This window comes from Streptomyces silvisoli (genome assembly GCF_029269905.1).
Taxonomy (GTDB): domain Bacteria; phylum Actinomycetota; class Actinomycetes; order Streptomycetales; family Streptomycetaceae; genus Streptantibioticus_A; species Streptantibioticus_A silvisoli_A.
The window spans coordinates 137,541-164,502 of sequence record NZ_JARJBC010000007.1; the positions used below are offsets into that span (position 1 = coordinate 137,541).

Below are 26,962 nucleotides of genomic sequence, written 5' to 3' on the forward strand. Positions count from 1 at the left end.
CCTGCGGATGCTGACGGGGTGGAGCATGTCGCGTTGGAAGGAACTACCCGAAGGACTTGACCCGCGGGCCCGGCAACTCGTCGTGCGGCTGCGTGGGTTGAAGGATCACAGCGGTCTCAGCCTGACGCAGTTGGCGGCGAAGACCGGGTACAGCCGGTCGTCCTGGGAGCGGTATCTGGGCGGTCGGCTGCCGCCGCCGGAGGCGGCGGTGGAACAGCTCGCCCGCACGGTCGGAGCCGACCCGGCCCGGCTGCTGGCGCTGCGGGAGGTCGCGGCGGAGGCCTGGACGGAACCCTCAGTGCCGGACGCGGCGGCCAAGGCGGCGGCACCCCCGACATCCCCGGCGCGGCGGCGCGGACGGCGCACAGTGGTCGCCGTGGTCGTGGCGGCGGTCGCCGTGGGCGCCGCGCTCCTGGCGGTACTGCGCCCGTGGGAGGATCGCCGACCACGTACCGCGCCCGGCGCCCTGCCGACGTACACGTGCCACATCGAGCATCGAGCGGGCCACTGGTACGCCGGAAACAGCACCACCGACGACGCCGTGCTCCAACAGGGCATGGTCGGCCCCGAGGTGGCGGAGGCCCAGTGCCTGCTGCAACGGGCCGGATATCCGCCCGGCGGGATCGACGGGATCTACGGCGATCTGACGGAGCGTGCCGTCAAGCGCGTCCAGAGCGCCTTCGGGCTGGTCGTGGACGGCAAGGTCGGCCCGCACACCTGGGGAGCGCTGCGCGGATGACGGTCCGCGAATGCGAGCGACTGGCCGCCGGACTGCGCGAGTTGAAGGAGCGAACCGGGCTCAGCCTCGCAGGACTCGCGGCCGCCACCCCGTACAGCAAGTCGTCCTGGGACCGCTATCTGAAAGGCCGTGTCCTTCCGCCGCGCCAGGCCGTCGAGCACCTGTGCCGGCTGGCGGACGAGCCGCCCGGCCGTCTGGTCGCCCTGTGGGAGCTGGCCGAACCCGCCTGGTCAGGCCGCGCCATGACGGCTCCGCCCCGCGCCCCGGAATCCGATCCGGTGAAGGAGCCGCCCGGTCCTCCCGCGCCGTCGGCGCGGTCTGAGACGGCCGGGCGGCGCCGAAGATGGTGGGGCGCAGTGGCCGCCGCCGTGCTGGTGGGCGGTGCGGTGACCGGTTGGGCGCTCTGGCAGGGGACACCGGACCGGACGGCGTCGCACATGGGGGCCGCCGCCGCACCGCCCACACCCGGCTGCCGGGGGCGCGACTGCGAGGGGCGCGGCCCCGAGTCGATGATCTGCGCGGCGCGTCCGACCACGCTCGGCGCGTACCAGGCACGCACCGGGGCACGGCTGGAGACGCGCTACAGCAAGGAGTGCGGGGCGGCGTGGGCGCGACTGTGGCACGCGCGGATCGGTGACCAGGTGGAGGTGACGGCGCCCGACGGCCGTACCTACCGCGCGGCGGTGTCCGATCAGTACGACGTGCAGGGCTATGTGTTCACGCCCATGGTCGCGGACAGTACCGGGCAGCCCGTGGAGGTCTGCCTGGTGCCCGGCACGGGCGGCGGTCGGGAGTGCTTCGGCGGGAGCGGCCCCCGATCACCGCGACGATGAACAGAACTGCCTAGCGGCTGCGACCGCTTGGCGGATCGATCAGGCGGTCGCCGTCCACACGGGTTCCGGCCTGCTTGATCTGGCGGAAGACGGGACTGACTTCCATGGCCTCGACGCCGGGAAGGGTTCCGACGCGGTCGGAGGTGAACTCGAAGAGTTCGTCGAGGTCGCGGCAGTGGACGACAGCGTGGAGGTTGTTCGGCCCGGACAGTGCGACGGCGAATCCCACTTCGGGCATCTGCGCCATCGCTCGTCCAACGGTTTTGATCTTGGCTGGGTGGACTCGCATCCACAGGTTCGCGCGGGCCTGGTATCCCAGGGCCGTCGGTGCGATCTCCACGTCGATGTGGACCACTCCGCCGGAGAGCAGTGCGTGCAGACGTCGTGACGCTCGGCCCGGGGTGAGGTCGGCCGCGGCTGCGAGCTGGACGAGACTGGCTCGTCCGTCGGCGGCGAGGGCGGCGAGCAGCTTCTCGTCATGGCCGCTGAGTTGGCACGGCTGATTCCGTACGACCGGCTGTTCGGTGAACGGCCGGTCGCCGGGCCCGAGGGCGGACTCCTGCTCGGGGGTCAGGGCTCCGGTGAGTGCGGCCCAGTAGTGCCCGCGTCCGCCGAGGAACTGACGGAGCATCACCGACGCCTGTAGATCGAGCACGGCGGCGGCGCGCGGGAGGCGGCGGCCGAGCAGGTCGTCGCGCTGCTCCTGTGAGCGCGAGCGCACGGCGCAGGTTACCTCGGAGCCGGCAGCGCTCAGCGCGACCCAGCTGACGTCATCGCGTTGCGCGAGTGCTTCGGCCAAGGCCGTGACGCTGCCGGGTCGGCAGCGCAGGCGCACCATCCATCGGCTCTGCCCGAGCGCTCCCGGGTCGACTACTCCGATCACCCGGATCACCCCGGCACGCCGCATGCGGCGGTAGCGGCGGGCGACGGTCAGCTCGGAGAGCCCGAGGACCGTCGCCACGGTCGCGAATCCGACCCGAGGATCAATCTGAAGGGCACGAAGGATTCGCACATCGTCCGATTCAAGAGTGACGGAATCAGCGATTGCCGGGCGTGCCATAGCAGCAATACTACAGACAGCGCCGCTTCCGGGCCGTTGTGCACCGCGCGTGACCGAGGCTTGCACGGGTACGACGACGTGGGCCGAAGGAGCACGATGAGAGTCATCGCAGTCGAGGAGCACTGGACCACCCCGGGAATCGACCGGGCCTTGCGAGGGCAGCCGACGCGGTCGCGCGACGAGAGCGTGGCGTTGAACGACCGAGGGGACATCCCCGCGCGTCTGCTCGACATCAGCGAGCACCGGGTTGAGGCGATGGACGCGGCAGGCATCGAGCTGCAGATCCTCTCGATCGCCCCGCCCGGGACCCATGGCCTCCCGGCCCGCGAAGCCATCGCGCTGAGCCGCGAGGCGAATGACCGTGCCAGCGAGGCCGTTGACCGCCATCCGACTCGTCTGAGGGCGATGACGACATTGCCGATGTCGGATCCGGATGCGGCTGTGACCGAGCTTCAGCGGACCGCGAACGCGCCCGCGCATGTGGGGATCATGTCCTACGGTCGCAGCGGCGACCGTCCGCTGGATGATCCCGTCTACGACGAGCTGCTCGCGGCCGCCGCCAGCATGGGGCGGCCGGTGTTCATCCACCCCCAGATCCCGTCGAGCGCGGTAAGAGACGCCTCCTACCGCGGGTTTGACCCAACCGTCGAGCTCGCGCTTGCCACCTTCGGCTGGGGATGGCACATCGAGGCGGGACTCGCGGCGCTTCGCCTGATCCTGCGTGGCACGTTTGACCGGCACCCGGACCTGCAGATCGTTCTGGGGCACTGGGGTGAGATGCTCTTGTTCGCCCTTGATCGGGTCGACAGCCTCTCGAACGTCGCGACCGGCCTCGACCGTCGTGTCGCCGAGTACTTCCGGACCAACGTCTACGTCGCGACCAGCGGCATGCTGACTCCCCGTCTGCTCCGACACGCGCTGGACTTCACGAGCGTCGACCGGATCCTGCTCTCGGGCGACTATCCCTTCCATCGACTCGACGCCGCGACGATCGCCGACTTCCTCGGGACGCTCCCCGACCGTGAGGACCAGCACAAGGTCGCGTATGCCAACGCACAGGCGCTCTACCGCCTCGAACCGTCCCCGTCCGGATCAGACGATCAGACAACGCGACTCCTGGAGCAGTCATGAGTGTGGTTTCACAGAACACGACCGTTCTCCTCATCGGTGCGTCTCGCGGCCTGGGTTATGCGATCGCCGCTGAGTACATCGACCGGGGATCCCGCGTCGTGGCGACCGTCCGCGGTCCCGCCCGGACCGCGCTGCACGACCTGCGGCAGACCGCCGGTGGGCGGCTGGAGATCGAGCACGTCGACATCAACGCGCCGGAGCAGGTCCACGCTCTCCGCGACCGGCTCGGCGCCCGCAGGTTTGATCTGCTCTTCGTCAACGCCGGTGTGGCCAACCGCCCGGAGGAGACCACCGCGGACGTCACGACCGAAGAGTTCACCCGCCTGATGATCACGAATGCGCTGAGCCCGATGCGGGTCATCGAAACACTCGCTGAGCTCGTCGAGCCGGACGGCACCATCGCGATCATGTCGTCCGGCCAGGGCAGCATCGCCAACAACGAACGCGGCGGCTTCGAGATCTACCGAGCCAGCAAATCCGCCCTCAACCAACTGATGCGCAGCTACGCGGCCCGGCACCGCGACGACCCCCGCACACTGCTTTTGATGGCGCCCGGCTGGGTCAAGACCGACCTGGGTGGTCCGAACGCCCGGCTCACCGTCAACGAGAGCATCCCCAACCTCGTCACGACCATTGACGCCCAACGCGGCCGTACCGGTCTCCGATTCCTCGACTACCTGGGGCAGACCGTCGCCTGGTGAGGCACCTGGCGGAGCCGGGGCCCGTTCAGCGCGAACCGGCTTCGGATGGGGCCGAACCCCTCGGGGATGCGCCGGGGTGGCCGCCAGGCCGCCCATGGTCGGCAGGGCGGCGCGGCCGACGATCGCCGAGGTACCGCGCGACGAGTGACCGCCAGTCCGCGCCGCGTTGGGGGCGCGGTACGGCGAGGCCGACCCGTCACCGGCCGGTTACGCCGTACCGCGCTCTCTCAGGAGGGCAGTTTCCAAACCTGGTTGGCGGCTCCGGTGCAGTCCCAGATCTGCACCTGGGTGCCCGGGGTGGTGGACCAGTTGGTGTCGTCCAGGCACTTGTTGGACTGCGGGTTGTACAACGCCCCGTTGGACTGGGGTATCCAGACCTGGGATCCGGTGTTGTTGCAGTCGTACAGGTCCACTGGTGTGCCGTTGGTGGTACCGGCCGCGTAGACGTCCAGGCACTTGCCCAGTACGTGCAGCGTGGTGCCCGCCTGGACGAAGGTCCACTGCTGGGCGCCGCTGCCGTTGCAGGTGTAGACCTGAACGGGGTTGTAGTTGGCGGTACTCGCGGAGCGGTCATCGAGGCACAGGCCGCCGTAGCCGGTGATCTGGCCACCCGAACCGCCGCCGCTGGTGCTGCCGTTCGTCGTGTAGGCGGCGACGTAACCGACGCTCATCGTCCCGCCGGAGCTGGTGGAACCGTTCGGTGTGGTGCAGCCGCACTGGCCGTTCGGGAAGCCACCGCCCATGGCGAGGTCGAAGATGATCGACATGTTGTGGTCGAACGCCTGCTGCCAGGTGGCGGCGCCGACCTGGCTCTCGTCGACGCTGAAGTACTGGGCGCCGTCGAGGTAGAAGGTGATGGACTCGTTCGAGGCGTTCGTCCGGTCCAGGATCATCGAGTAGGTGTGGTAGCCGCTCTGGCACCCCGGGCAGGCGCGCAGCCCGCTGCCGATGCCGTTGCCCTCGTTGCACGGGCCGCCCGGGTCGGTGCCGCAGTGGATGGTTCCGGCGACGTCGGAGAGCGCGTTGACGTCCTCCATGATGTCGATCTCGCCGTTCTCCGGCCACTGGCCGGGGCCCAGCATCCAGAACGCCGGCCAGTAGCCGGAGCCGCTGGCCGGGGAGGGCTGCTGGATCGACGCGGTGACCTCCAGCTTGCCTCCGGCCGGGGCGCCGACGTTGGGGCTTGTCGTCTGTATCCGGCCGGAGGTCCAGTTGCCGCCGTTGTTCAGCGCGGTGATGTCCAGATGGCCGTTGCCGTCGAGGTAGACGTTGCTGGGCGAGTTGGTCATGGTCTCGATCTCGCCGGTGCCGAAGTTGGAGCCGGGGCCGGTGTCGTACATCCAGTTCGACGACGGGCCGCTGCCCGCCGCGCCGGAGAAGTCGTCGCTGAAAACGGTCGACCACCCGGGAGGCGCCCCGGGCACCGGCGCGGCGTCGGCCGCGGTCGGAAAGGCCGCGAAAACCGCGAGCAGGCCCACCCCCACCAGCGCCGCTTCCCGGCGGCAGTGTCTGAGGATTGAACGCACGCCCCAAGAGGCGCGCGGCACGGCGGTGTCCGATGTCATATGCGGCTCCCAAAGATCCTCGACCGCCACACCAGGTCACCGGCGACCGCCGTATGAGGCGGTACTCCACCGCGTTCGGGCAGCACGACACCCACGACGCTTCGGGTGGGGACGTCGCCGCCGGGCAGCGGGGGAACACCGGCAGCCGGGCGGACGGAGCCCGGTAGCGCTGCGATTGAGTACACGAAGTGAAGCCCGGCCAACTGGGCTTCCGGCTCCGCTTCGGCAGTATGTGGTCTACGCCAATGGGCGGTCAAGAGGTCTGAAACACCGGCCAGTTGGGGATCAGCGGGCGAATCCAAAGGCCAGCGTCTGATCCGATCGCGTTGCTCGGGACCGGGGCTCGCGGGTGCCGATGAGGCGTGAACGACCTTGTTCACGTCGACTCTTGAAGACCTGCCGCGCCCTCACCGCTCTCCCGCGGCGGCCTGCGGCCGAGTGATGGGGCCAGCAGCGAGTCCAGGGTGTGGTTCGGCCTGCGCGGCCGAGGCCACCCGTGCCGCTCACGCCCCGGGCGCGCCCGTGCGCAGCCCGTCCATGACGATGTCCATGAGCCGCCCGGCGCGGGTGTGCCAGTCACCGTGCGGATCGATCTGCCAGAGGCCGGCGATGGCGAGTACGAAGTCGTCCGGGGTCACGCCCGGCCGGATGGTGCCCGCTTCCTCGTTCGCCTTGAGCAGTGTTTCCACCGCCGAGGCCACCGAGCCACGCCCCAGCTTGGCCAGGGTGCCGTGCGCACTGGTCGTCTTGCGCATCGCCTCGGCCAACCCGGCCTTGGCCATGGCGTACTGGGCGAGCCGGTCCATCCACTCCCGCAGCGCCTGGTCAGGGGCGCGGGTCGCGAGCAGTTCCTTGGCGGCGTCGGAGACCTGCTGGACCTCGTAGCGGTAGACCTCCAGGACGAGTGACTCGCGGTTGGGGAAGTTGCGGTAGAACGTTCCCTGTCCGACGCCCGCCTTCTTCGCGATCGAGCTGAGCGGCGCGTCGGCGCAGCGGGTCAGCTCCTCCAGCGCGACTTCCAGAATGCGCTCGCGGTTGCGTTGCGCGTCCGAACGCAGTGGCGCATCGTTCCTCTGCCGCACTCGTCACTCCTTCCGGGAATCCCGGCCGGGCGGGTCTTGCTAAGCGGACAAGTGTCCGGTAACTTCAAGCTTCCGGACAGTTGTCCGGTTAGGCCCACCATAGCGACAGACGCCCGCCGCGCACCACCTACGCGAAGGAAGGCTGATCATGTCCCATTCGACGGCCAGCGTCATCACCCTGAACATCAACGGCGAGAAGCACACGCTGCCCGTCGACCATCGCACCACCCTGCTGGACGCGCTCCGCGAGCGCCTCGACCTCACGGGCACCAAGAAAGGCTGCGACCAGGGCCAGTGCGGTGCTTGTACGGTCCTGCTCGACGGCCGCCGCGCCGTCTCCTGCCTGCAACTCGCGGTGGCCGCCGAAGGGCGGGAGGTCACCACCATCGAGGGCATCGCGGACGGCGATCAGCTCCACCCGGTACAGCAGGCGTTCCTCGACCTCGACGGCTACCAGTGCGGCTACTGCACTCCGGGCCAGGTCTGCTCGGCCATAGCGATGATCGAGGAGCACGCGGCGGGCTGGCCCAGCGCCGTCACCGCCGACGTACGCCCGCAGGCGGAGGCGGCACCGCTCACCGCCGAGGAGATCCGGGAGCGGATGAGCGGCAACCTTTGCCGCTGCGGCGCCTATGTGTCGATCGTGCGAGCGATCGCCGAGGCGGCGCGGCCCGGTGTCCCCCGACCCCCGTCACCTTCCGGGGAGTTGGGCCACCTCGCGGGCTCGGAGGAAACGGAGGGCGTGGCATGAGGGAGTTCGGCTATCAGCGCGTGTTCGACGTACCCGGCGCCGTCGCCCTGGGCGCTGATCCCGAGGCGCGCTATCTCGGCGGGGGTACGAATCTGGTCGACCTGATGAAGTCCGGTGTGGAGCGGCCCGGATTACTGATCGACGTACGGGAACTCCCCCTCGACCGGATCGTCCCCACGGAAGGCGGCGGGCTGCGCATCGGCGCGACCGCCACCAACAGCGATCTCGCCGCCCACCCCGAAGTGCGCCGCCGCTACCCGGCGTTGGCGCAGGCCGTCCTGGCCGGGGCCTCCGGCCAACTGCGCAACATGGCCACGGTCGGCGGGAACCTGCTCCAGCGCACCCGCTGCGCCTACTTCACGGAGCCGGCCCAGCCGTGCAACAAGCGCACCCCCGGAAGCGGCTGCGCGGCCGTCAACGGCGAGCACCGCAACCACGCGATCCTCGGCGCCTCCGAGCACTGCGTGGCCGTCCACCCGTCGGACATGGGAGTGGCGCTCACCGCCTTCGACGCCGTCGTCACCTATGAAACGGCGGATGGGCCGGGCGAGTTGCCACTGGCGGAGTTCTATCTGCCCGTCGGCGACACCCCGCACCTGGAGACCGCGCTCCCGTCCGGCGCGCTGATCACCGGCATCACCCTGCCGCCGGCTCCGGTGGCCGCCAACTCCCGCTACCGGAAGGTCCGTGAGCGCGCGTCCTACGCGTTCGCCATCGGCTCGGTCGCCGCCGCCCTCGACACGCGGGACGGAGTCGTACGCGAGGTCCGCCTGGCCTTCGGGGCGGTCGCGTCCCGGCCATGGCGGGCCAGGGCGGCCGAGCGGGCGCTGACCGGCGCACCGGCGACGGCCGAGTCGTTCGCCGCCGCGGCCGACGCCGAACTGGCCGCCGCCAAGGCGCTGCCGCACAACGGGTACAAGGTGACGCTGCTCCGCAACCTCGTCGTCGCCGTCCTGACCGAGCTCACCGAGGAGGCCGCCCGATGACCACGATGACGGGACCCACCCCGGTCACGGGGGCCGTCGGCACCGCGCACACCCGTATCGAGGGCCTGGACAAGGTCACCGGTGCGGCCCGCTACGCGGGCGATGTCCCCTATGCCGAACTCGCCCATGGCTGGCTGGTGTTGTCCACCATCGCCCGTGGCCGGATCCGCTCGGTGGAGGCCGATCCCGTCCTGGCGATGCCCGGCGTGCTCGCCGTCCTCCACCATGGCAACGCCCCACGTGTCAACGCCGACTACACCGGCCTGCTGGGGCGGCCGGACCCGACCGTGGCGGTCTTCCAGCACGACCGCGTGCCGTTCGCGGGCTGGCCGGTTGCGCTGGTCGTCGCGGAGACCTCCGAGCAGGCCCGGGAGGCCGCCGAAGCACTGGTGGTCCGTTACGACGAGGAGCCGCACGATGTGGCGTTCTTCGCCGGGCACCCCGGTACGTACACGCCGGAGGGCAACCCCAGGATGCAGGCGGAAGCCGGCAAGGGCGACCTCGAAGCCGAACTCGCGGCGTCCGCCGTGGTGGTGGACGCGGAGTACACCACACCGCAAGAGCACCACAACCCGTTGGAGCCGCACGCGGCGATGGCGCGCTGGGACAGCGGGCGTCTGGAGGTGATCGACTCCAATCAGGGCAGCACGTGGGTGGCGGAGGAACTGGCCAACCTGTTCTCCCTCGACCCGTCCTCGGTGCGGGTGCGGTCGGAACACGTCGGCGGCGCCTTCGGCTCCAAGGGGGTGCGCCCGCACCAGGTGCTCGCCGTGATGGCGACGACCGTTCTGCACCGGCCGGTCCGGGTGGTACTGACCCGCCGCCAGTTGTTCTCGCTGGTCGGCTACCGCAGCCCCACAGCGCAGCGGGTCAGGCTCGGCGCCGACCCCGACGGGCGGCTGCGCGCGCTGGACCACCAGGCGCTGAACCTCACGTCGAAGGTGCATGAGTTCGTCGAGACCAGCGCCGGGTTGGGGCGGGTGATGTACGACGCCGACGCCCACCACACCGTCAACCGGGTCGTGGCGCTCGATGTGCCCACCCCGACCTGGATGCGCGCCCCGGGCGCGGCGCCGGGTTCGTTCGCGCTGGAGTGCGCGCTGGACGAGCTCGCCGAAAAGTGCGGCGTGGATCCGATCGCGCTGCGCGCCCGCAACGAACCGGACGCGGGACCCGTCTCCGGACTGCCGTTCAGCAGCCGCAACGTGCTCGCCTGCTTCCAGGAGGGCGCCCGCAGGTTCGGCTGGGCGGACCGTGATCCACGCCCCGGCCAGCGCCGGGACGGCCGTTGGCTGATCGGCACCGGTACGGCGGCGGCGACCCACCCTTCGGGCGTCGCCCCGTCCACGGCATCCGTCACAGCGGAGCCGGACGGCACCTTCACCGTGCGGATCACCGCGGCGGACGTCGGCACCGGTGCGCGCACAGCGCTGACACTGATCGCCGCTGAGGCGCTGGAAGTCGAGCCGGAGCGCGTTCGGGTACGGATCGCGGACAGCGACTTCGGCCAGGCGATGGTCGCGGGCGGCTCGATGGGCACCCGCTCCTGGGCCTGGGCGGTCACCAGCGCGGTACGCGAGCTGCGTGAGCTGTTGGTGCTGGGCGACGGCATTCCGCCGGAGGGGATCACTGCACGGTCGAACACCGCCGAGGCGGTGGGCGCGCTGCCGATGCGGGAACGGCACGCCTTCGGGGCGCAGTTCGCAGAGGTCGGGGTGGACGTCGTCACCGGCGAGGTGCGGGTGCGGCGGATGCTCGGTATCTTCGCCGCGGGCCGGATCGTCAACCCGCTGACCGCGCGCAGCCAGCTCGTCGGCGGCATGGTCTGGGGTCTTTCCATGGCACTGCACGAGGAGGCGGCCCGGGACCAGGCGTCGGGCGCTCTCGTCGGCGCCGACCTCGCGGGCTACCACTTCGCCGCCAACGCCGACGTGCCGCTGATCGAGGCGGACTGGGTGGACGACCCGGACGACGAGGACCCGGTGGGAGGCATCAAGGGCATCGGCGAGGTCAGCATCGTGGGTGTCGCGGCGGCGATCGCCAACGCGGTCTGGCACGCGACCGGTGTACGCCACCGCCACCTGCCGATACGCCCCGACCGCGTCCTGCTGGCCGGAACGGCGACCGCCTGAGCGGGGCTTGTGGAGGGCAGGTCCCAAAACCCAAAGGGGCGTTGGGGACCTGCCCCCAAAGCGCCGGTCCGCTCTAGGAGTTGAAGCCCACATGCACATGGTCGTGGTGCGTGTCATCGCTGAAGAACTGGTTGGCGGTGGCACCGCCCGACAGCTGTACGGGACCGCCGACGTTGTACGACCCTGCCGCCGCCGCATCGCGCATGAACGACTCGATCAGCCCGCGTGAGGTGGCCGGGTCGACCACCGCATGACCGTTGATCCGCCAGACGTCGAAGGCCCGGCCGAGCGGATGGTCGCTCGGCCGGGTGGTGCCGAAGACGTCCAGCGGATGGCCGGAGCGCACGACACTGATGTCCATCCGGTAGCTGCCCGCGAGGTCGAGCATGGCCCGCAGCGCGCTCTGGTGGACGGCGCCGCTACGGATGTCCGCCGCCCCGGCGGGCGGCAGCGAGATCCGGGAGTCGGCCAGCACCCCGCGGGCCTCCCCCGGCAGGGCTGCCGCCGCCGGGCCAGGCCGCGCCGGGTGCAGTGCGGTGACGTCCCATCGCGGCCGCGCCGCGCTCAGCCGCACGTCAACGGTCGTACCGCCCGCGGTGACGGGTCCACCGCCGCTGCGGGTCCACTGCTGGCAGACGACCAGCACGCTGCCGGAGTCCGCCAGGATCCCGCCGTACTGCGCCTCGATCACCTGGAGCGCCGCCTCGTCCGTGTCGGGCAGCAAGGGCCCCGCCTGGTCGGCCAGCGTGGATGGCAGTCCCAGCACCGAGACACGGTCCCGGGCACGCCCCACGCCCTTGCCGCCGGGCGGCCAGGCGCCGAGGGACTCGATGAGCTGTACGGCACGCAGCTTCACAGCGGGATCGATGTCGGCGGGACTCGGCCGCCACAGCGTGGTGCGCGGCAGCCCACCGCCGGACGGTGCCGGACCGGACGGGGAAGCGGTGGCGGTCGGCCGGTGCGTCGCCGTACCGGAGCACCCGGCGGCCGTCACCGCGGCAGCGGCGGCACCGAGCAGGACGGCGCGGCGGCCGATGCCGCCTGGGGGTGGGTGAGGTTCCATCGTGCGCTCCGCGGACGGGAGGGTGCCCGTCCAGTGTGCCCCGGCTCCGGCACCGGCGCGCGGCGACACGGATTCCGCCTGGCGGGCGCACCCGGCGCGACCACAAGTGCTCCGGCGCGAGCCGCAGTTGACGGATCCGGCATGCCGTGAAGCGTTGACGACGCTGGTTGTCAGTGCCCGCGGCTATCTTGGTTCGCATGTCCCCGACCTCCCCGCCGCAGGTCACGCCTGCGCCCGCTTCCGTGCGTCTGGCACGGGCCCAGGCAGCCATCCGGGCCCTGACGACGCGCGGCGGCCTGTCCCCCGAGGAACGGCTGGAGTTGGCCCACTGGCAGCGGGAGTGGCTCGCCGCCTGGGGCGACAACCGATACGTCATCACGGCGTAGCGCCACGGTCACGTGAAGGACCGCAGGAAGAAAGAGAGAGAAGGTCATCTGGCTTCCGGGCCGCGACCCCGGTACTGGACGATCCCCCGCGTCGCCCAGTACCAAGGCGCGCCCCCGGCACCTCCGCGCCCGCTACCGCGGGGGTCGCAGGAGGTACTGCGCTGAGTATATTGGCTCGGAGCCAGTCAACGCAGGAGTTACAGCATGTCCCCGCGAAGCGCATCGGTCAATGAAGAATTGCGGCGCCGTTCCCGCGAGCGGCTGCTGCAGGCGACGATCGAGCTGGTCGGCGAGCGCGGCTACGAGGCCACGACCTTGGCGGACATCGCGGACCGGGCCGGTGCGGCCCGCGGACTGGTCTCCTATTACTTCCCCGGAAAGCGTCCACTCGTGCAGTCGGCGGTGCACCGGCTGATGCATCTGACGCTGGCCGAGGCGCTGGATCGCGAACCGCGCACCGAGGACGGCGCGGAGCGCCTGGCCCGGGCGATAGACGCGATCCTGGGCCTCACGCGCACCCACACCACACTGATGCGCACGCACATGGCCTCGATCCTCCAGAACGAGGGCTTCATCCAGTGCCCCGAGCAGCAGAAACTGGCCGCGTTGCTGGAGGAGACGGTGACCCGCTGGGGCGCGGAGAAGCCGCCGGAGGACTACCGCATGCTGCGCGCGCTGCTCATGGGCGCCGTCGTCGCACTGCTGCTGCCGGGTGCGCCGATGCCGTTGGGCAGCCTGCGCGCGGAGCTGTTCCAGCGCTACGGGCTGGACTGGAAGCTGGGCTTCCCCCCGGAGGGCGCTCCGCCGCCCCGCGCCTGACGCACTTGACACACCAGCGGCGACGCACAGTCCCGCACACGGCTTCGCGGTGCGATCCTTTAGGTGACCGGCAAGTGACCGACGGGTACGCGACCGGCGGGCCTTCCGGTGGCCGACGGGAAGGAGCCGCAGGTGCTTCGAGTGGCAGTCGTGGGATCCGGCCCCAGCGGGGTGTACACCGCGGAGTCGCTGACCCGCCAGACCGCGGTGCCCGATGTGGCGGTGGACGTGCTCGACCGGCTGCCGTGCCCGTACGGCCTGGTGCGCTACGGGGTGGCGCCCGACCACGAGAAGATCAAGTCCTTGCAGGGCGCGCTGCGGCGGGTGCTGGAGCAGCCCGGTGTGCGGTTCCTCGGCAATGTGCCGGTGGGCGGCACGGGGGTGTCCCCGGCCCGGTTGCTGTCGCTTTACCACGCCGTCGTCTACTGCGTCGGCGCCTCCACCGACCGGCACCTGGGGATCCCCGGCGAGGAGCTGCCCGGCAGCGTCTCCGCCACCCGCTTCGTGTCCTGGTACAGCGCCCATCCCGACACCCCGCCGGACGGCTTCACCCTGGACGCCCGGTCCGCGGTGGTGATCGGCGTGGGCAACGTCGCGGTGGACGTCGCCCGCGTCCTGGCACGCGGCGCGGGCGAGTTGCGGCACACCGACGTACCGCAGGCGGCCCTGCGCGCGCTGGACGCGAGCCGGGTGCGCGAGGTGCACATGGTGGGGCGGCGCGGCCCGTCCCAGGCCAAGTTCACCACCAAGGAGCTGCGCGAACTGGGCCAACTGGCCGATGTGGACGTCCGCGTGCGGCCGGACGAGCTGGCGATGGACCCGGCCGCGGCCGATCCCGCCGCGCTGCCCGCGGTCGCGCGGCGCAATCTGGAGGCGCTGCGCGGCTGGGCGGAGCGTTCCGCGCGGGATCTGCCGCGCCACATCCAACTGCGGTTCTTCCTGCGGCCGGTGGAGCTGCTCGGCACCGACCGGGTCGAGGCGGTACGGCTGGAGCGCACGGTTCCGGACGGCCGGGGCGCAGTGGCGGGCACCGGCCGGTTCGAGGAGATCGAGGCCCAGTTGGTGCTGCGTTCGGTCGGCTACCGGGGCGTACCGCTGCCGGGTCTGCCGTTCGACGCGGAGCGCGGCATCGTGCCCAACGCGGCGGGACGGGTGCTGCGCAACGGTGTGCCGTCGCCGGGTGAGTACGTGGCCGGGTGGATCAAGCGAGGTCCGACCGGGGTGATCGGCACCAATCGGCCGTGCGCCAAGGAGACCGCCAACTCCCTGCTGGACGACGCCGACCGGCTGGTGTCCCGCTCGCTGCCGAATGAACCACTGGACGGGCTGCGGGAGTTGGGGCTCGATCCGGTGCCTTGGTCGGGCTGGCTGGGCATCGAGGCGGCCGAGGCGGCACTGGGCCGGACGCTGGACCGCGGCCCGGTGAAGATCCCCGACTGGGCCGGGCTGCTGGCGGCGGCGCGGACGGCCACCTGAGGCGGAGCGCCTGGCAGCTGACACTTCCGGGGCGTCGACGGGCGCCGCCCGCAGGTGTCAGCGGGCGGTGCCGAGCCGCCGTTCCTCACCCTCCGCGGCGGCGAGCACGCTGTCGAGCAGTCCAGGGAAGATCATGTCGAGGTCGGCGCGCCGCAGCCCGTTCATCTTCGAGGTGCCGCGGTAGATCTGACTGATGACCCCGGCCTCGCGCAGCACCCGGAAGTGGTGGGTGCAGGTGGACTTGCTGACGTCCAACTCCACGTCGGAGCACGCCATTTCGGACCCGTGCGAGGCCAGCGCCCGCACCACGCGCAACCGCATGGGGTCGGAGAGCGCGTGCAGCACCGCTTCGAGCCGGATCGCCGAGCGGTCCGGGTGCTCCAGGGTGCGACCGGAAGGGGCCGCGGTGGTGCTGGTGCTGGGCTGAGTCGACATGCCCCCATAATACGAGGGAGTTCGTAGTTTGACAGACGCCGTACTACGACGGCTATCGTCATAGCGTGCCGGGACGAAGCCCCGGACACCGGCTGAGTCCGACGACGAGGAGTGTGCCGTGAGCGCCCTGTTCGAGCCCTACACCCTGCGATCGCTGACCATCCCCAACCGGATCTGGATGGCGCCGATGTGCCAGTACAGTGCGGCGGCGAACGGGCCGGACACCGGCGCCCCGAACGACTGGCACTTCGCGCACCTCGCGGCGCGCGCTGTCGGCGGTACGGGGCTGGTCATCACCGAGGCCACCGCCGTCTCGCCCGAGGGCCGGATCAGTCCGGCCGACCTCGGCCTGTGGAACGAGCGACAGCAGGAGGCCTTCGGCCGGATCACCCGCTTCCTCAAGCAGCACGGTTCGGTTCCGGGCATCCAGCTCGCGCACAGCGGCCGCAAGGCGTCCACGGACGCGCCATGGCGTGGCGGCGCCCCGATTCCGCCGGAGCGGGGCGGCTGGCAGCCGTACGGGCCGAGCGCGATCCCGTTCACGCAGGGCCACCCGTCTCCGACTGAACTGACCACCGACCAGATCGACGAGATCGTGGGGCAGTTCGCGGCCGCCGCACGCCGTGCGCTGGCCGCGGGCTTCGAGGTGGCCGAGATCCACGGCGCCCACGGCTACCTGATACACGAGTTCCTCTCGCCGCACAGCAACCACCGCGCCGACGCCTACGGCGGCGGTTTCGAGAACCGGATCCGCCTGGCCCTCAGGGTGGTTGACGCGGTCCGGGCGGTCTGGCCGGACGAACTCCCGGTCTTCTTCCGGGTGTCGGCCACCGACTGGCTGGAGGAGAACGGCGAGGGCGAGGGCTGGACGGCCGAGGAGACGGTACAGCTGGCGAAGGAGTTGCAGGCGCACGGGGTGGATCTGCTGGACGTCTCGACGGGCGGCAACGCGGCCAAGGTCCACATCCCGGCCGCGCCGGGCTATCAGGTTCCGTTCGCCACCCGGGTCCGGGAGCAGACCGGTCTGCCGGTCGGGGCGGTCGGGCTGATCACCGACCCCGAGCAGGCCGAGCGGATCGTGGCGGACGGGCAGGCCGACGCGGTACTGCTGGGGCGCGAGCTGCTGCGCAATCCCTACTGGGCGCGGCAGGCCGCTCACGCGCTCGGCGCACAGGCGCGCACCCCCGACCAGTACGCCCGAGCGTAGCCGCACGCGCCTGCGGTTCCGGTTCCGGGCGAGGCGTTCCACGTCCGTTCGACCTGGCGGGCGGGCCTTCCCCGCCTGCCCACTCGTTTACCGTTCGCCCCTGCCTGCCCTCGCGCACGGCTGGGCAACGTCCCAACCCGTGGCGAACAGCGCGCAACGGCGCCCGAAGGGGCGGCGAACGGATGGGCGGAAGGGAGAATTCCCTACTCTCTGTGGTACAGGACACATCCCGCACCCAGAGGGGGCCGCCCCATGGAAACCGTCCTACTCGCAGTGGGCACGAAGAAGGGCCTGTTCCTCGGACGCCGCCGCCGCTCGCGGCCGGCGGCCGAGTGGGAGGTGACCGGCCCGCACTTCCCCATGCAAGCCGTCTACTCACTCTGCATCGACACCAGAGGCCCCCGCCCCCGTCTCCTGGCGGGGGCGGACAGCTCACACTGGGGCCCGTCCGTCTTCCGCTCCGACGACCTGGGAGCGACCTGGCACGAACCCAGCCGCCCGGCGGTGAAGTTCCCGGCGCACACCGGCACCTCGCTGGTGAGGGTCTGGCAGCTGCACCCAGCCGGTCCCGCCGCGCCAGCGGTGGTGTACGCCGGAACCGAGCCCGGCGCGCTGTTCCGCTCCGAGGACGGCGGCGAGACCTTCGACCTGGTACGCAGCCTGTGGGACCACCCGCAACGCCCGCACTGGGGCGCCGGTTACGGCGGCCAGGCCGTGCACACCGTCGTCACCGACCCACGTAGCACGGACACGTTGATGGTGGCGGTGTCCTCCGGCGGCGCGTACCGCTCATCGGACGGCGGCGCTAGCTGGCAGCCGTGCAACTCGGGCATCAGAGCTGATTTCCTGCCGGACCACTATCCGGAGTTCGGCCAGTGCGTACACAAGATCGCGCAGGATCCGACCGACCCCGACCGCCTCTTCTTGCAGAACCACGGCGGCGTCTACCGCAGCGACGACGGCGGAGCGCAGTGGTCCGAGATCGGCAAGGGCCTGCCCGCCGACTTCGGCTTCCCGATCGCCACACATCCGCGCCGTGGCTCGGTCGCCTATGTCTTCCCGGTCAACGACGGCTCCGACCGCTACGCGCCCGACTACCTCTGCCGGGTGTACCGCACCGAGGACGCCGGGGCGAGCTGGACCGCCCTGGGCGGCGGGCTGCCCACCGAACACCACTACGGCATCGTGCTCCGTGACGCCCTGCGCACCGATGACAACGACCCCGCCGGGGTCTACTTCGGCACCCGCAACGGCGAGGTGTACGCCAGCGCCGACGAGGGCGACAGCTGGCGGCTGGTCGCCTCGCACCTGCCTGACGTGCTGTGCGTACGGGCGGCGGTGGTCGGCTGAGCCCGATTGGGGGCGTCACGCTTTGAGCCAGTAGAGTGACTGCCCGTGGCTGCACGACCTTTGCACGAGATCGTTGAAGAGGGCTGGGCGAAGGCCCTTGAGCCGGTGGCGGGCCGGATCGCCGCGATGGGCGACTTCCTGCGCGCCGAGATCGCCGCGGGACGCACCTACCTGCCGTCGGGACAGAACGTGCTGCGCGCCTTCCAGCAACCGTTCGACGACATCAAGGTGTTGATCGTCGGCCAGGACCCGTACCCCACGCCGGGCCACGCGGTGGGTCTGAGCTTCTCGGTGGCCCCCGAGGTGCGCCCGCTGCCGGGCAGTCTGCTCAACATCTACCGCGAGTACGGCACCGACCTGGGCCTGCCGCAGCCGTCCAACGGCGACCTGACCCCCTGGACCCGCAACGGCGTACTGCTGCTCAACAGGGCGCTGACCACCGCCCCGCGGAAACCGGCCGCGCACCGCGGCAAGGGCTGGGAAGAGGTGACCGAGCAGGCCATCAGGGCGCTGGCCGCCCGCGGTAAGCCGCTGGTGTCCATCCTGTGGGGACGGGACGCCCGCAACCTCCGTCCGCTGCTGGGCAGCTTGCCCGCGGTCGAGTCCGCGCACCCCTCTCCCATGTCGGCCGACCGCGGTTTCTTCGGCTCGCGGCCGTTCAGCCGCGCCAACGAGTTGCTGGCGCGCCAGGGCGCGGATCCGGTGAACTGGCAACTGCCCTGACAAGGTGTCCGCGATAGTCTGCCCGCCGTGACCACGCAATCGAATGTCCCTGCGGGCTGGTACGCGGACCCCCAGGGAGCACCGAACCTGCTGCGCTGGTGGGACGGTTCGCGGTGGACGGAGCACACCCACGCCGACCCCCGTCCCGCCCAGCCGCAACAGGTCCAGCAGCCTCACCCGCACGTCCCCCCGCAGCAGGTCCACCACGCGCCGCAGCCGCAGACCGTGCCCCCGCAGCAGGCCATGCCCGCGCAACCGCCGCACGCCATGCCCCAGCACGCCATGCCGCCGCAGGCGCCCAACGCCCCGCAGGGCGTCAACGGGTTCCACGACCCGTCCAGGATCCAGCGTCAGGTCCAGCACCAGGCGGGCGTCGGCCCGACCGCGGGCGGCAGCGGCACCCTGTTCACCGAGCCGATCCTGGTGGTCAACCAGAAGGCCAAGCTCGTCGAGATGGTCGACGAGTACAGCGTCTACGACCAGGCGGGCAACCAGATCGGCGCGGTGGCCGAGATCGGCCAGAGCACCGCCAAGAAGGCGGTCCGCGCCCTGACCAAGTACGGCCAGTTCATGACCCACCGCCTGGAGGTGCGCGACGCACACGGCCAGCCGGTGCTGTACCTGACCCGGCCCGCGAAGCTCCTCAAGTCGAAGATGATCGTGCAGCGTGCGGACGGCGCCCAGATCGGCGAGATCGTCCAGCAGAACGCCATCGGCAGGATCCACTTCGCCTTCATGGTGGGCGACCAGAAGATCGGCGCCATCAAGGCCGAGAACTTCCGCGCCTGGGACTTCGCGATCGTCGACCACACCGACACCGAGGTCGCCCGGATCACCAAGACCTGGCAGGGGCTGGCCAAGGCCATGTTCACCAGTGCCGACAACTACGTCCTGCAGATCCACCAGCCGTTGCCCGACCCGCTGCTGAGCATGGTCGTCGGTTCGGCGCTCACCGTGGACGTCGCGCTGAAGCAGGGCACCAACTGACCGCGCGGCGGCGGCCGTCGGCCGCGGACCACTGGCTACTGGGCGTCGACTCCGGCGGCTCCGGGGTGCGCTTCGCGCTGGCGCGCGTCGCCGACGACGGCCAGCCGTGCCCGCCGGAGTTCGCCCACAGGACCAAGGAGCCGGTGCGCACCGGCCCTGACGGAATCGACGCCGGCCACCTGCTGGCCCAAGTGGCCCCCGTGCTCAGGGACTTCGCGGGGCGCGGCGAGGTGGTGGCCGCCTGCGTGGGGGCGGCCGGGATGGCGTCGCTCGGCGCTGACCTGCGCGACCGGCTTCCGGGCGCGCTGCGCGCCGAGTTCGGGGTGCCACGGCTGGCGCTCGCGGCGGACGCGGTGACGGCCTACGCGGGGGCGCTGGGCATGCGCGCCGGCGTGGTGGTCGCGGCCGGCACCGGATTGATCGCGCTGGGCACCGGGCTGGACGGCTCCGGTTGGCGGCGCGCGGACGGCTGGGGGCACCTGCTCGGTGACTGCGGCAGCGGTGCGTGGATCGGCCGGGCTGGGCTCGAGGCGGCGCTGCGCGCGTACGACGGGCGTACGGGCGGTTCGGCCGCGCTACTGGCCCGGGCGCAGGCCGTGTTCGGCCCCGCGCCGACACTGCCGGGGCGGCTGTACCCGCGCGACGACCGGGCCGCGGTACTGGCCTCGTTCGCGCCGGAGGTGGCTCGTTGCGCGCAGGACGACCTGGTGGCGGCGGGCATTCTGCGGGCGGCCTCCCGGCACATCCTGGAGGCGGCCGCCGCCGTTCGGCCCGACCCGCAGGCCGGTGAAGTGGCCCTTACCGGCGGCCTGTTCAACGTAGGCGAGCCGCTGCTGGGCCCGTTGCGGGCGCAGGCGCCCCAACTGCTGCCGGGGGCCGAGCTGTTGGCGGCCGACGGCGAGCCGCTGCACGGTGCGCTGCGGATCGCCGCGGCACTGTCTCGCGACGAACTGCCGCTGCCCGTCGACGGGACACTGCTCGCCGTCGACTGATGGCGACCCCGTTAACCGTCGCCTGCCCGCCAAGCGCCGTGAAGCGTCTCAAACCACCCTGCTGGTTAACGGCATTTCCCCAGATCAGCGAGGTAAGGCCGCCAAACAGACATACCATGACGGGAGGGCCGATGGCGTCACCCGACCGCGCGGCCCGCCCCGGTGAACCGTTAGCATGCGACGCCATGAGCTCAGCCACTGGCCCCGCACCCGGTCTGCCCGTACGAATGCCGCGTCCACGTCAGCCCGGTCGGCACCGCAGGCCCGAGACCCTGTCCGCCCCGCAGGACGCGCCGCCGCTGGTCCTGGCCGTTCCCGGCACGCCCTCGGCCGCGGTCCGCGCTCTCGTGGACGAGATCGTCAGCATCGCCCGTTGGGAGCTTTCGGGGCTCAACCCCGTGGTCGGCTACATAGAAGGCGGCGCGGAGGACGCCGAGTACCCGTCGCTGACGGAGGTACTGGCGAAGTCGCGCGCCGAGGGGGCCGCGGAGGACCAGGTCGCCGCCGTGGTGGTGCCGCTGCTGGCCAGTCCCGACGAGACCGTGCTGGGGCACATACGCCAGGCCATCGCGGACAGCGGTGTCCGCGCCGACCTGACCGACGCGCTCGGCCCGCACCCGCTGCTCGCGGAGGCCCTGCACGTGCGGCTGTCGGAGGCCGGTCTGGCGCGCGCCGACCGTGCCCGGCTGTTCACCGTCGCCACGGCGGCCGACGGCATCATCCTGGCCACCGTCGGCGGCGAGGAGGCGGTTCAGGCCGCGGGTGTCACGGGACTGCTGCTGGCCGCCCGACTGGCCGTGCCGGTGCTGGCGGCGGGTCTCGACATGGACGGCGCGATCGAGCGCACCGCCGAGCAACTGCGCTCCTCCGGCTCCGCCCGCCTGGCCATCGCACCCTGCCTGATCGGCCCCGAACTGCCCTCCGGCCTGCTGGAGAAGGCGACCGAGGCCGTGGAGTGCTCGGCCGCCGAGGCGCTCGGCCCGTACCCCACCGTCGGCAAGCTCGTGCTCGCCAAGTACACGACGGCCATCGGCATCGCGCCGCAGCAGCCCCAGGGCGCCCCGCTGCGCTAGCGCTCGGCCCGTCCTGGTGGGGTCGCGGTCCAACTCCGGCGGCCCCACCAGGCGCCTCAGCCGAAGACGACGCAGGAGGCGGCGGGAACCGGTAGTGAGCCGGCGCGCCGCGGGCGGCCGGTGGCCTGCTCCAGGTCGAACCAGGTGACGTCCCCCGAGCGCTCGTTGGCCGCGTAGAGACGCCGCCCCTCGGGGTCAAGGGTGAGGTGGCGGGGCCAGTGGCCGCCGCAGGGGTGGGTGCCGAGCAGTTCCAGCCGGTCGCCGTCGGCGGACAGCACGGCGATGCTGTCGTGGCCCCGGTTGGCCACCCAGATGAACCGCGCGTCCGGTGAGATGACGACCTCGGACGGGTAGTTGGGCTGGTCCGCCGCCTCCTTGGGCAGCGTCGCCGTCGAACCGAGCGGCGTCAGCACACCCGTCTGCGCGTCCCAGGCCAGGACAGTGACCGAGGACTCCAACTCGTTGACGACATAGGCCCGGTGGCCGCCCGGATGGAAGACGAGATGGCGCGGCCCGCTGCCCGCGCGCAGCACCGTCTCGTGGTGTACGCCCAGTTCGCCGCTGACACGGTCGAGAGCGCATACCCGTACCGAGTCCGTCCCGAGGTCGACGGAGAGCACCCAACGGCCGCTGGGGTCCGGCAGCACCGCGTGGGCGTGCGGTGCCTCCTGCCGCTCCCGGTTCGGCCCACCGCCGGTGTGCCGGAGTACGTGGCGCGGCGCGCCGAGCGCGCCGTCCGGGCCCACGGGGAGCGCGCTGACGCTGCCGGAGGCGTAGTTGGCGGTGAGGAGGTGGCCTGCCGCCAGGCACAGGTGGGTTGGGGCGCCCCCACCCACGGGCACGGTCGCGCCCAACTGCGCGGGGGTGTCCGGGTCCGTGAGCGAGAACGCGGCGGCGCCGCCGTGCTCGGGGCGCTCGCTGACCGTGTAGAGCACGGTCGTGTCCGGTGACAGCGCCAGGAACGACGGGTCGGCCACGGCGTCCGTACGCCCCGACTCGGTGAGCTTGCCCGTGTCGGGATCCACCGTGGCGGTGGTGATCCCATACCCGCCCGCCGAGGTGAACGATCCGATGTACGCGCGCCGCACGCCAGCCACATCCAACTCCCATCCGCCGCCAGGTCACTACCCCGGCAACGCTATAGCGCGGTCGACCCGGGGAGATCGGGGGCAGGCCCGCCAAACGAATCCCGCCTCGACGGCGGGCAACCACAAGGGCGCACACCGGAAGTGCCAGACCAGCCAGGACGGCGCTACGCGGGCACCGGCTCCCGCAGATGGCCGTCAAGCTCCGCCAACGACCGCTCCAGCCCGTGCACATGGGCCAACGCCCGCTCCACCACGGAGCCGTCGCCCGACGGCACGGTGTCTGGAACCGTGAGCGGTTCAGGACCCCGCGCGACCAGCCGCTGCACCGCCGCCTCGACGCGCCCGCACGCCGCGAGCAGCCGCTGGTCGTGCGAGGCGTGCGGATGAGCCACGACCTCCGCCAGCCCCCGTACCTGCCGCACGCAGTCGTCCAGCAGCGCCAGCACCCGCGTCGCCCGCGCCCTGCGGGACCGCAGCGGGCTGAGCGGGTGGACCAGCGGTGCCAGCGATACCCGCACCCGCCCGAGCAGCGCGTCGAGTTCCTCGACGTGCCGCTCCAGCGACTGCTCGGCGCCCCCGATGTGCCGCGCCGCCGCACCCGTGGCGTCCCGCACCGCGTGCAGAGCGCGCTGGATCCACGCGTCGGTGGTCGCGTGCGTGGTCACCGGCAGCACCAGCAGCACCGCGAGCAGCGCGCCCACCGCCCCGACCGCCGTCTCCTCAAGCCGCAGCACCAGCAGCCCGGGGTGCAGCACGCCCAGCAGCCCGTAAAGGAGTCCGGCCAGGACCGTCACGAAGAACATCATCCAGCTGTAGGAGACGGCCGCCGTGTAGAAGATCCCGAAGACGCACACGCCGACCAGCACCGCCGTGGGCACCGGAGCGCCGTTGACCGGCAGTGCGATGCCCAGGCCCGCCACGATGCCGACGACGGTGCCCAGTACCCGTCGGAATCCGCGCACCAGCGTCTCACCACGCGACGCGGTGTTGACGAAGATCCACCAGGCCGCACCGACCGCCCAGTACCAGCGGTCCTGCGACAGCAGTTCACCGCCGATCACCGCGAACGCGGCCGCCGCCACCGCCTGGAACGCCTGCCGGGTGGTGGGCCTGCGCAGCCCAGCGGGCTGCTCGGGCGGCGTGACGGTGTGCGGCACCGGCGTACGCCGCTCGTAGCACCACAGCCCGAACCGGACGAGTGCCGCGGCGCCGAGCCCGATGGTGAGCGCCGCGTACAGCTCGGGCAGCAGCACCGGTCCGGCACGCAGGAACTGGGCGGCGAAGAACATCATGAACGCGAAGACGCCGAGCGCGTGCCCGCGCGTCCCCCAGCGGCGCGCGTACGCCCCGGCGAAGACCACAGCGAGGAAGGCCACGTCCCGCGCGAACACATACGGATGCAGCCAGGCCGCCAGGGCCAGTACGGGGTATCCGGCCACCGGCAGCAGAGCGGTGGTCACCGCCTGCTGCGGCACCCGGGGATCGGCCACGGTGAACAGTGCCAGCATCGCGGCCAGTCCACCCGCGACCACCGCGGGCAGCGGCAGCCCCGCGAACCCGATCGCGGCGACGGCGACGGCGACTCCCGCGACCGCCCGCGCGGCGAAACGCAGCCGCGCCAGACCCGGGTCGGGTGCGACGAACATCCTCTTCACCGGTGGCTTCCCCCCAAGGTCATCAGTGCACTGCCGCACATGTTCGGCCGCAAGGACGGCCGGGTCGGGGTCCGCGCGCCGGTGCGCGGCCCTCACGGCAGGGTCGAAAAGGCATGGGACTCGGCGGTGCGGGGGAGACAGCGGCCTCGTCGCCATGCTGTCGCTGCCCAGCGCAACGCCATCGATACAGCCAGGAAAGCATCCCCGGCCCCGACGGCTCAAGTGATCCCGTTAGGAGTGTGCCATTGGTACAGTCGAAGCGCTGTTTCGTCGACCGTGAGGAGGCCGCTGGCCCATGCCCGTGGACGCGCTGGACGCCAGGATCCTGCGGCTGCTGCTGGAACAGCCGCGCACCAGCGTGCGCGAGTACGCCCGGATCCTGGGGATCGCCCGTGGAACGCTCCAGGCGCGGCTGGACCGACTGGAGCGGGAGGGGGTGATCACCGGCTACGGCGCCCGGCTCTCGCTCGCCGCGCTCGGCCACCCGGTGCTGGCGTTCGTGCACATCGAGGTCACCCAGGGGCATCTCGACGACGTCGGCACACGGCTGGCGGACATCCCGGAGATCATCGAGGTCTTCTCGATCACCGGCGGCGGTGATCTGCTGACCCGGGTCGCGGCCCGCGACAACGCGCATCTGGAGGATGTGATCCAGCAGGTCATCCGCATGCCGGGGGTGGTGCGCACCCGTACCGAGGTGGTGCTGCGCGAACGCGTTCCGCAACGGACGCTGCCCCTGGTGGAGTCCATCGGGCGAGGCGCAGCCAACGTCACCCCCGCGCCCAACACGTAGCTCGCCGCAACGTCACTTGACGGGACGCGACGTCCAACTGCCGAGACACCATTGACCGTCGGCCGACCCCCTCTGCTACGTTCTCCGGCATGTCGCGTTCAGCCCTGCTCACCACGCGCGGTCACATCGACCTGCTGCGGGTAGCCTCCTCCGCGTGTCGTCGCGGCTGCTGACGCCCTCTTAGCGCAACCCGTCCTCTTCCTGCGGCCACGCCGCCTGCCCGTGCCGCGCTGAACACGCTCACGCGCCCGTTCAGCCCCGCGCGCCTTCCGGGACGCCCCACCACACCGCCCGCCGTGGAGCCAGCATGACCGTCGACCATGCCCCACCGGACATATCCGGAATATCCCAACAGGCGCTTTCGGTAAGCGCCGACGCCCCCGACCTGGAGCCCATCGCCTCCGCCGCCACCCGCCGCCGCTCGCTGCCTCGCGGCGTACGCCGGGCCACCGGCCCCGCGCTCCTCCTCGCCCTCTGGCAACTGTTCAGCTCAACGGGACTGCTGCCGAGCAACATCCTGGCCGCGCCCAGCGCCATCGCCCGCACCGCGAGCGGCCTGATCGCCGACGGCACGCTGCCGTCCGCCATGACCGTCTCACTGCAACGCGTCACCATAGGGCTCGCGTTCGGCGCCGTGGCGGGCATCGGACTGGCGCTGCTGTCCGGCCTGTCGCGGCTCGGCGAGGACCTGATCGACACCACGGTCCACATGCTGCGCGCGGTGCCGTTCATCGGCATGATCCCCCTGTTCATCATCTGGCTCGGCATCGGTGAGACACCCAAGATCACTCTGATCGCGCTGGGCGTCGCCTTCCCGCTGTACCTCAACGTCCACGCCGGAATCCGGAGCGTGGACGACCAGTTGATCGAGGCCGGTGCCTCGTTGGGCCTCACCCGCTGGGGGCTGATCCGGCACGTCATCCTGCCCGGCGCGCTGCCGGGCGCCATGACCGGACTGCGGTTCTCGCTGGCCAGCGCCTGGCTGGCGCTGGTCTTCGGCGAGACGGTCAACGCCGACGACGGCATCGGCTTCCTGATGAACCAGGCACGCGAGTTCTTCCGCACCGACATCATCGTCGTCTGCCTGCTGATCTACGCCTTCCTCGGCATCGCCGCCGACCTCGTCGTCCGTGCTCTGGAAAGGCTGTTGCTGCAATGGCGACCGACGTTCACGGGCCGCTGACCGCCCCCGCCGCCGATGCGGTACGGATCGACGGCCTCACCCGCTCCTTCGACGGCCGCACGGTGATCGGCGGCCTCGACCTCGCCGTGGCGCCGGGCGAGTTCGTCGCGCTGCTCGGGCGCAGCGGCTGCGGCAAGAGCACGCTGCTGCGCGTACTGGCCGGCCTGGACCGCGACTTCCAGGGCACCGTACTGGTGCCCCGTCGCCGCGCGGTGGCGTTCCAGGCGCCCCGCCTGATGCCGTGGAAGCGGGTGTGGCGCAACGTGCTGCTGGGCCTGCCGGACCGGCCGCCGCGCGAGCGGGCGGTCACCGCGCTGGCCGAGGTCGGCCTTGAGCACCGGGCCGATGCCTGGCCCAAGACCCTCTCCGGCGGAGAGGCCCAACGTGCCTCCCTGGCCAGGGCGTTGGTACGGGAACCGGATCTGCTCCTGCTGGACGAGCCGTTCGGCGCGCTGGACGCGCTCACCCGGATCAGGGCGCAGCGGCAGGTGGCCGAGGTGTGGCAGCGGCGCGGCTGCGCGGTGCTGCTGGTCACGCATGACGTCGAGGAGGCCGTGCTGCTGGCGGACCGGGTCCTGGTGATGGACGGCGGCGTGATCGCCCATCAGGCACCGGTCGACCTGCCGCGTCCACGCGATGTCGGCGACCCCGGATTCACCAGACTGCGCGCCGAGTTGCTGGACCGACTCGGCGTCGGGGCCCCCGCAACGGCCGCGACCGTCACCACCGACGCCGCCTGATCCCCGCCGGTC

27 protein-coding genes are annotated in these 26,962 nt (G+C 71.6%); 20 read left to right on the forward strand and 7 right to left on the reverse strand.

All coding sequences use genetic code 11. The features are described from left to right. The first annotated feature begins 25 nt into the window (after positions 1–25). Both P3G67_RS13895 and P3G67_RS13900 read left to right on the forward strand, forming a co-directional pair. On the forward strand, positions 26–739 hold the full coding sequence (locus P3G67_RS13895; protein WP_276093751.1) for a peptidoglycan-binding protein: 714 nt from the start codon (positions 26–28) through the stop codon (positions 737–739). Then, positions 736–1,572, forward strand: coding sequence for a helix-turn-helix domain-containing protein (locus P3G67_RS13900; protein WP_276093752.1), 837 nt, complete (start codon positions 736–738; stop codon positions 1,570–1,572). Before P3G67_RS13895 ends, P3G67_RS13900 begins: the two co-directional genes overlap by 4 nt. A 10-nt stretch (positions 1,573–1,582) precedes the next feature. On the opposite strand, the gene P3G67_RS13905 is transcribed toward P3G67_RS13900, so the two are convergent. Then, complete coding sequence (locus tag P3G67_RS13905) at positions 1,583–2,632, reverse strand: Lrp/AsnC family transcriptional regulator (protein WP_276093753.1); 1,050 nt, start codon at positions 2,630–2,632, stop codon at positions 1,583–1,585. Positions 2,633–2,728: 96 nt separating this feature from the next. Between P3G67_RS13905 and P3G67_RS13910 the strand changes: the two genes are divergently transcribed. Then, entirely contained in the window at positions 2,729–3,763 is a 1,035-nt protein-coding gene (locus tag P3G67_RS13910; RefSeq protein WP_276093754.1) for an amidohydrolase family protein, read from the forward strand. Further along, positions 3,760–4,464: an SDR family NAD(P)-dependent oxidoreductase gene (locus P3G67_RS13915; RefSeq protein ID WP_276093755.1), complete on the forward strand. Its 705-nt coding sequence runs from the start codon at positions 3,760–3,762 to the stop codon at positions 4,462–4,464. Before P3G67_RS13910 ends, P3G67_RS13915 begins: the two co-directional genes overlap by 4 nt. 227 nt (positions 4,465–4,691) lie before the next feature. Here P3G67_RS13915 and P3G67_RS13920 read toward each other — a convergent pair whose 3' ends face one another. Then, positions 4,692–6,029 (reverse strand): ricin-type beta-trefoil lectin domain protein, encoded by a 1,338-nt coding sequence (locus P3G67_RS13920; RefSeq protein ID WP_276093756.1) that lies wholly within the window; start codon positions 6,027–6,029, stop codon positions 4,692–4,694. Positions 6,030–6,532: 503 nt separating this feature from the next. After that, positions 6,533–7,111: a TetR/AcrR family transcriptional regulator gene (locus P3G67_RS13925; RefSeq protein ID WP_276093757.1), complete on the reverse strand. Its 579-nt coding sequence runs from the start codon at positions 7,109–7,111 to the stop codon at positions 6,533–6,535. Between the two features lie 148 nt (positions 7,112–7,259). Here P3G67_RS13925 and P3G67_RS13930 point away from each other — a divergent pair, with 148 nt between their 5' ends. Genes P3G67_RS13930 through P3G67_RS13940 form a run of 3 tightly spaced genes read left to right on the forward strand, consistent with a single transcriptional unit; the run spans position 7,260 to position 10,980 of the window. Beyond that, entirely contained in the window at positions 7,260–7,862 is a 603-nt protein-coding gene (locus tag P3G67_RS13930) for a (2Fe-2S)-binding protein (protein WP_269856265.1), read from the forward strand. Next, on the forward strand, positions 7,859–8,848 hold the full coding sequence (locus tag P3G67_RS13935) for an FAD binding domain-containing protein (protein WP_276093758.1): 990 nt from the start codon (positions 7,859–7,861) through the stop codon (positions 8,846–8,848). The genes P3G67_RS13930 and P3G67_RS13935 overlap by 4 nt, the downstream gene beginning before the upstream one ends. Beyond that, positions 8,845–10,980 carry a xanthine dehydrogenase family protein molybdopterin-binding subunit gene (locus tag P3G67_RS13940; RefSeq protein ID WP_276093759.1) on the forward strand — a complete coding sequence of 712 codons (2,136 nt, stop codon included), beginning with the start codon at positions 8,845–8,847 and terminating at the stop codon, positions 10,978–10,980. The genes P3G67_RS13935 and P3G67_RS13940 overlap by 4 nt, the downstream gene beginning before the upstream one ends. A 73-nt stretch (positions 10,981–11,053) precedes the next feature. Here P3G67_RS13940 and P3G67_RS13945 read toward each other — a convergent pair whose 3' ends face one another. Next, positions 11,054–12,043: a hypothetical protein gene (locus tag P3G67_RS13945; protein WP_276093760.1), complete on the reverse strand. Its 990-nt coding sequence runs from the start codon at positions 12,041–12,043 to the stop codon at positions 11,054–11,056. A 197-nt stretch (positions 12,044–12,240) separates the two neighbouring features. Here P3G67_RS13945 and P3G67_RS13950 point away from each other — a divergent pair, with 197 nt between their 5' ends. The 3 genes from P3G67_RS13950 to P3G67_RS13960 all read left to right on the forward strand — a co-directional run bounded on the left by P3G67_RS13950 (position 12,241) and on the right by P3G67_RS13960 (position 14,724). After that, positions 12,241–12,429: a hypothetical protein gene (locus P3G67_RS13950; protein WP_269856261.1), complete on the forward strand. Its 189-nt coding sequence runs from the start codon at positions 12,241–12,243 to the stop codon at positions 12,427–12,429. Positions 12,430–12,633: 204 nt separating this feature from the next. Next, positions 12,634–13,248 (forward strand): TetR/AcrR family transcriptional regulator, encoded by a 615-nt coding sequence (locus P3G67_RS13955; protein ID WP_276093761.1) that lies wholly within the window; start codon positions 12,634–12,636, stop codon positions 13,246–13,248. 132 nt (positions 13,249–13,380) lie between these two features. Next, on the forward strand, positions 13,381–14,724 hold the full coding sequence (locus tag P3G67_RS13960) for an FAD-dependent oxidoreductase (RefSeq protein WP_276093762.1): 1,344 nt from the start codon (positions 13,381–13,383) through the stop codon (positions 14,722–14,724). Positions 14,725–14,781: 57 nt separating this feature from the next. Here the strand turns inward: P3G67_RS13960 and P3G67_RS13965 are convergent, their stop codons facing one another. Then, positions 14,782–15,159, reverse strand: coding sequence for an ArsR/SmtB family transcription factor (locus P3G67_RS13965; protein WP_276093763.1), 378 nt, complete (start codon positions 15,157–15,159; stop codon positions 14,782–14,784). Positions 15,160–15,277: 118 nt separating this feature from the next. Here P3G67_RS13965 and P3G67_RS13970 point away from each other — a divergent pair, with 118 nt between their 5' ends. The 6 genes from P3G67_RS13970 (at position 15,278) to P3G67_RS13995 (ending at position 21,491) form a co-directional block, all read left to right on the forward strand. Continuing rightward, positions 15,278–16,366 carry an NADH:flavin oxidoreductase/NADH oxidase gene (locus tag P3G67_RS13970; protein ID WP_276093764.1) on the forward strand — a complete coding sequence of 363 codons (1,089 nt, stop codon included), beginning with the start codon at positions 15,278–15,280 and terminating at the stop codon, positions 16,364–16,366. 252 nt (positions 16,367–16,618) lie between these two features. Next, positions 16,619–17,716, forward strand: a complete 1,098-nt coding sequence (locus tag P3G67_RS13975) for a WD40/YVTN/BNR-like repeat-containing protein (RefSeq protein ID WP_276093765.1) — start codon at positions 16,619–16,621, stop codon at positions 17,714–17,716. A 45-nt stretch (positions 17,717–17,761) separates the two neighbouring features. Beyond that, a complete protein-coding gene (locus P3G67_RS13980) occupies positions 17,762–18,439 on the forward strand; it encodes a uracil-DNA glycosylase (protein WP_269856255.1) in 678 nt (225 codons plus the stop codon). A gap of 27 nt (positions 18,440–18,466) precedes the next feature. Continuing rightward, positions 18,467–19,426: a phospholipid scramblase-related protein gene (locus P3G67_RS13985; RefSeq protein ID WP_276093766.1), complete on the forward strand. Its 960-nt coding sequence runs from the start codon at positions 18,467–18,469 to the stop codon at positions 19,424–19,426. Continuing rightward, entirely contained in the window at positions 19,423–20,418 is a 996-nt protein-coding gene (locus tag P3G67_RS13990; RefSeq protein ID WP_276093871.1) for an N-acetylglucosamine kinase, read from the forward strand. The genes P3G67_RS13985 and P3G67_RS13990 overlap by 4 nt, the downstream gene beginning before the upstream one ends. Positions 20,419–20,603: 185 nt before the next feature. Next, entirely contained in the window at positions 20,604–21,491 is an 888-nt protein-coding gene (locus tag P3G67_RS13995; protein WP_269856253.1) for a sirohydrochlorin chelatase, read from the forward strand. A gap of 56 nt (positions 21,492–21,547) precedes the next feature. Here P3G67_RS13995 and P3G67_RS14000 read toward each other — a convergent pair whose 3' ends face one another. Then, positions 21,548–22,588, reverse strand: a complete 1,041-nt coding sequence (locus tag P3G67_RS14000) for a lactonase family protein (RefSeq protein ID WP_391858250.1) — start codon at positions 22,586–22,588, stop codon at positions 21,548–21,550. A 155-nt stretch (positions 22,589–22,743) separates the two neighbouring features. Then, positions 22,744–24,225 carry an FUSC family protein gene (locus P3G67_RS14005; protein WP_276093872.1) on the reverse strand — a complete coding sequence of 494 codons (1,482 nt, stop codon included), beginning with the start codon at positions 24,223–24,225 and terminating at the stop codon, positions 22,744–22,746. Between the two features lie 304 nt (positions 24,226–24,529). On the opposite strand from P3G67_RS14005, the gene P3G67_RS14010 reads away from it, so the two are divergent. The 4 genes from P3G67_RS14010 (at position 24,530) to P3G67_RS14020 (ending at position 26,950) form a co-directional block, all read left to right on the forward strand. After that, positions 24,530–25,027 (forward strand): Lrp/AsnC family transcriptional regulator, encoded by a 498-nt coding sequence (locus P3G67_RS14010; RefSeq protein WP_276093768.1) that lies wholly within the window; start codon positions 24,530–24,532, stop codon positions 25,025–25,027. A gap of 89 nt (positions 25,028–25,116) precedes the next feature. Next, positions 25,117–25,200, forward strand: coding sequence for a putative leader peptide (locus P3G67_RS36025; protein ID WP_358229513.1), 84 nt, complete (start codon positions 25,117–25,119; stop codon positions 25,198–25,200). Between the two features lie 134 nt (positions 25,201–25,334). Then, positions 25,335–26,210 carry an ABC transporter permease gene (locus P3G67_RS14015; protein ID WP_276093769.1) on the forward strand — a complete coding sequence of 292 codons (876 nt, stop codon included), beginning with the start codon at positions 25,335–25,337 and terminating at the stop codon, positions 26,208–26,210. Continuing rightward, a complete protein-coding gene (locus P3G67_RS14020; RefSeq protein ID WP_276093770.1) occupies positions 26,183–26,950 on the forward strand; it encodes an ABC transporter ATP-binding protein in 768 nt (255 codons plus the stop codon). The genes P3G67_RS14015 and P3G67_RS14020 overlap by 28 nt, the downstream gene beginning before the upstream one ends. Positions 26,951–26,962 lie beyond the last annotated feature (12 nt).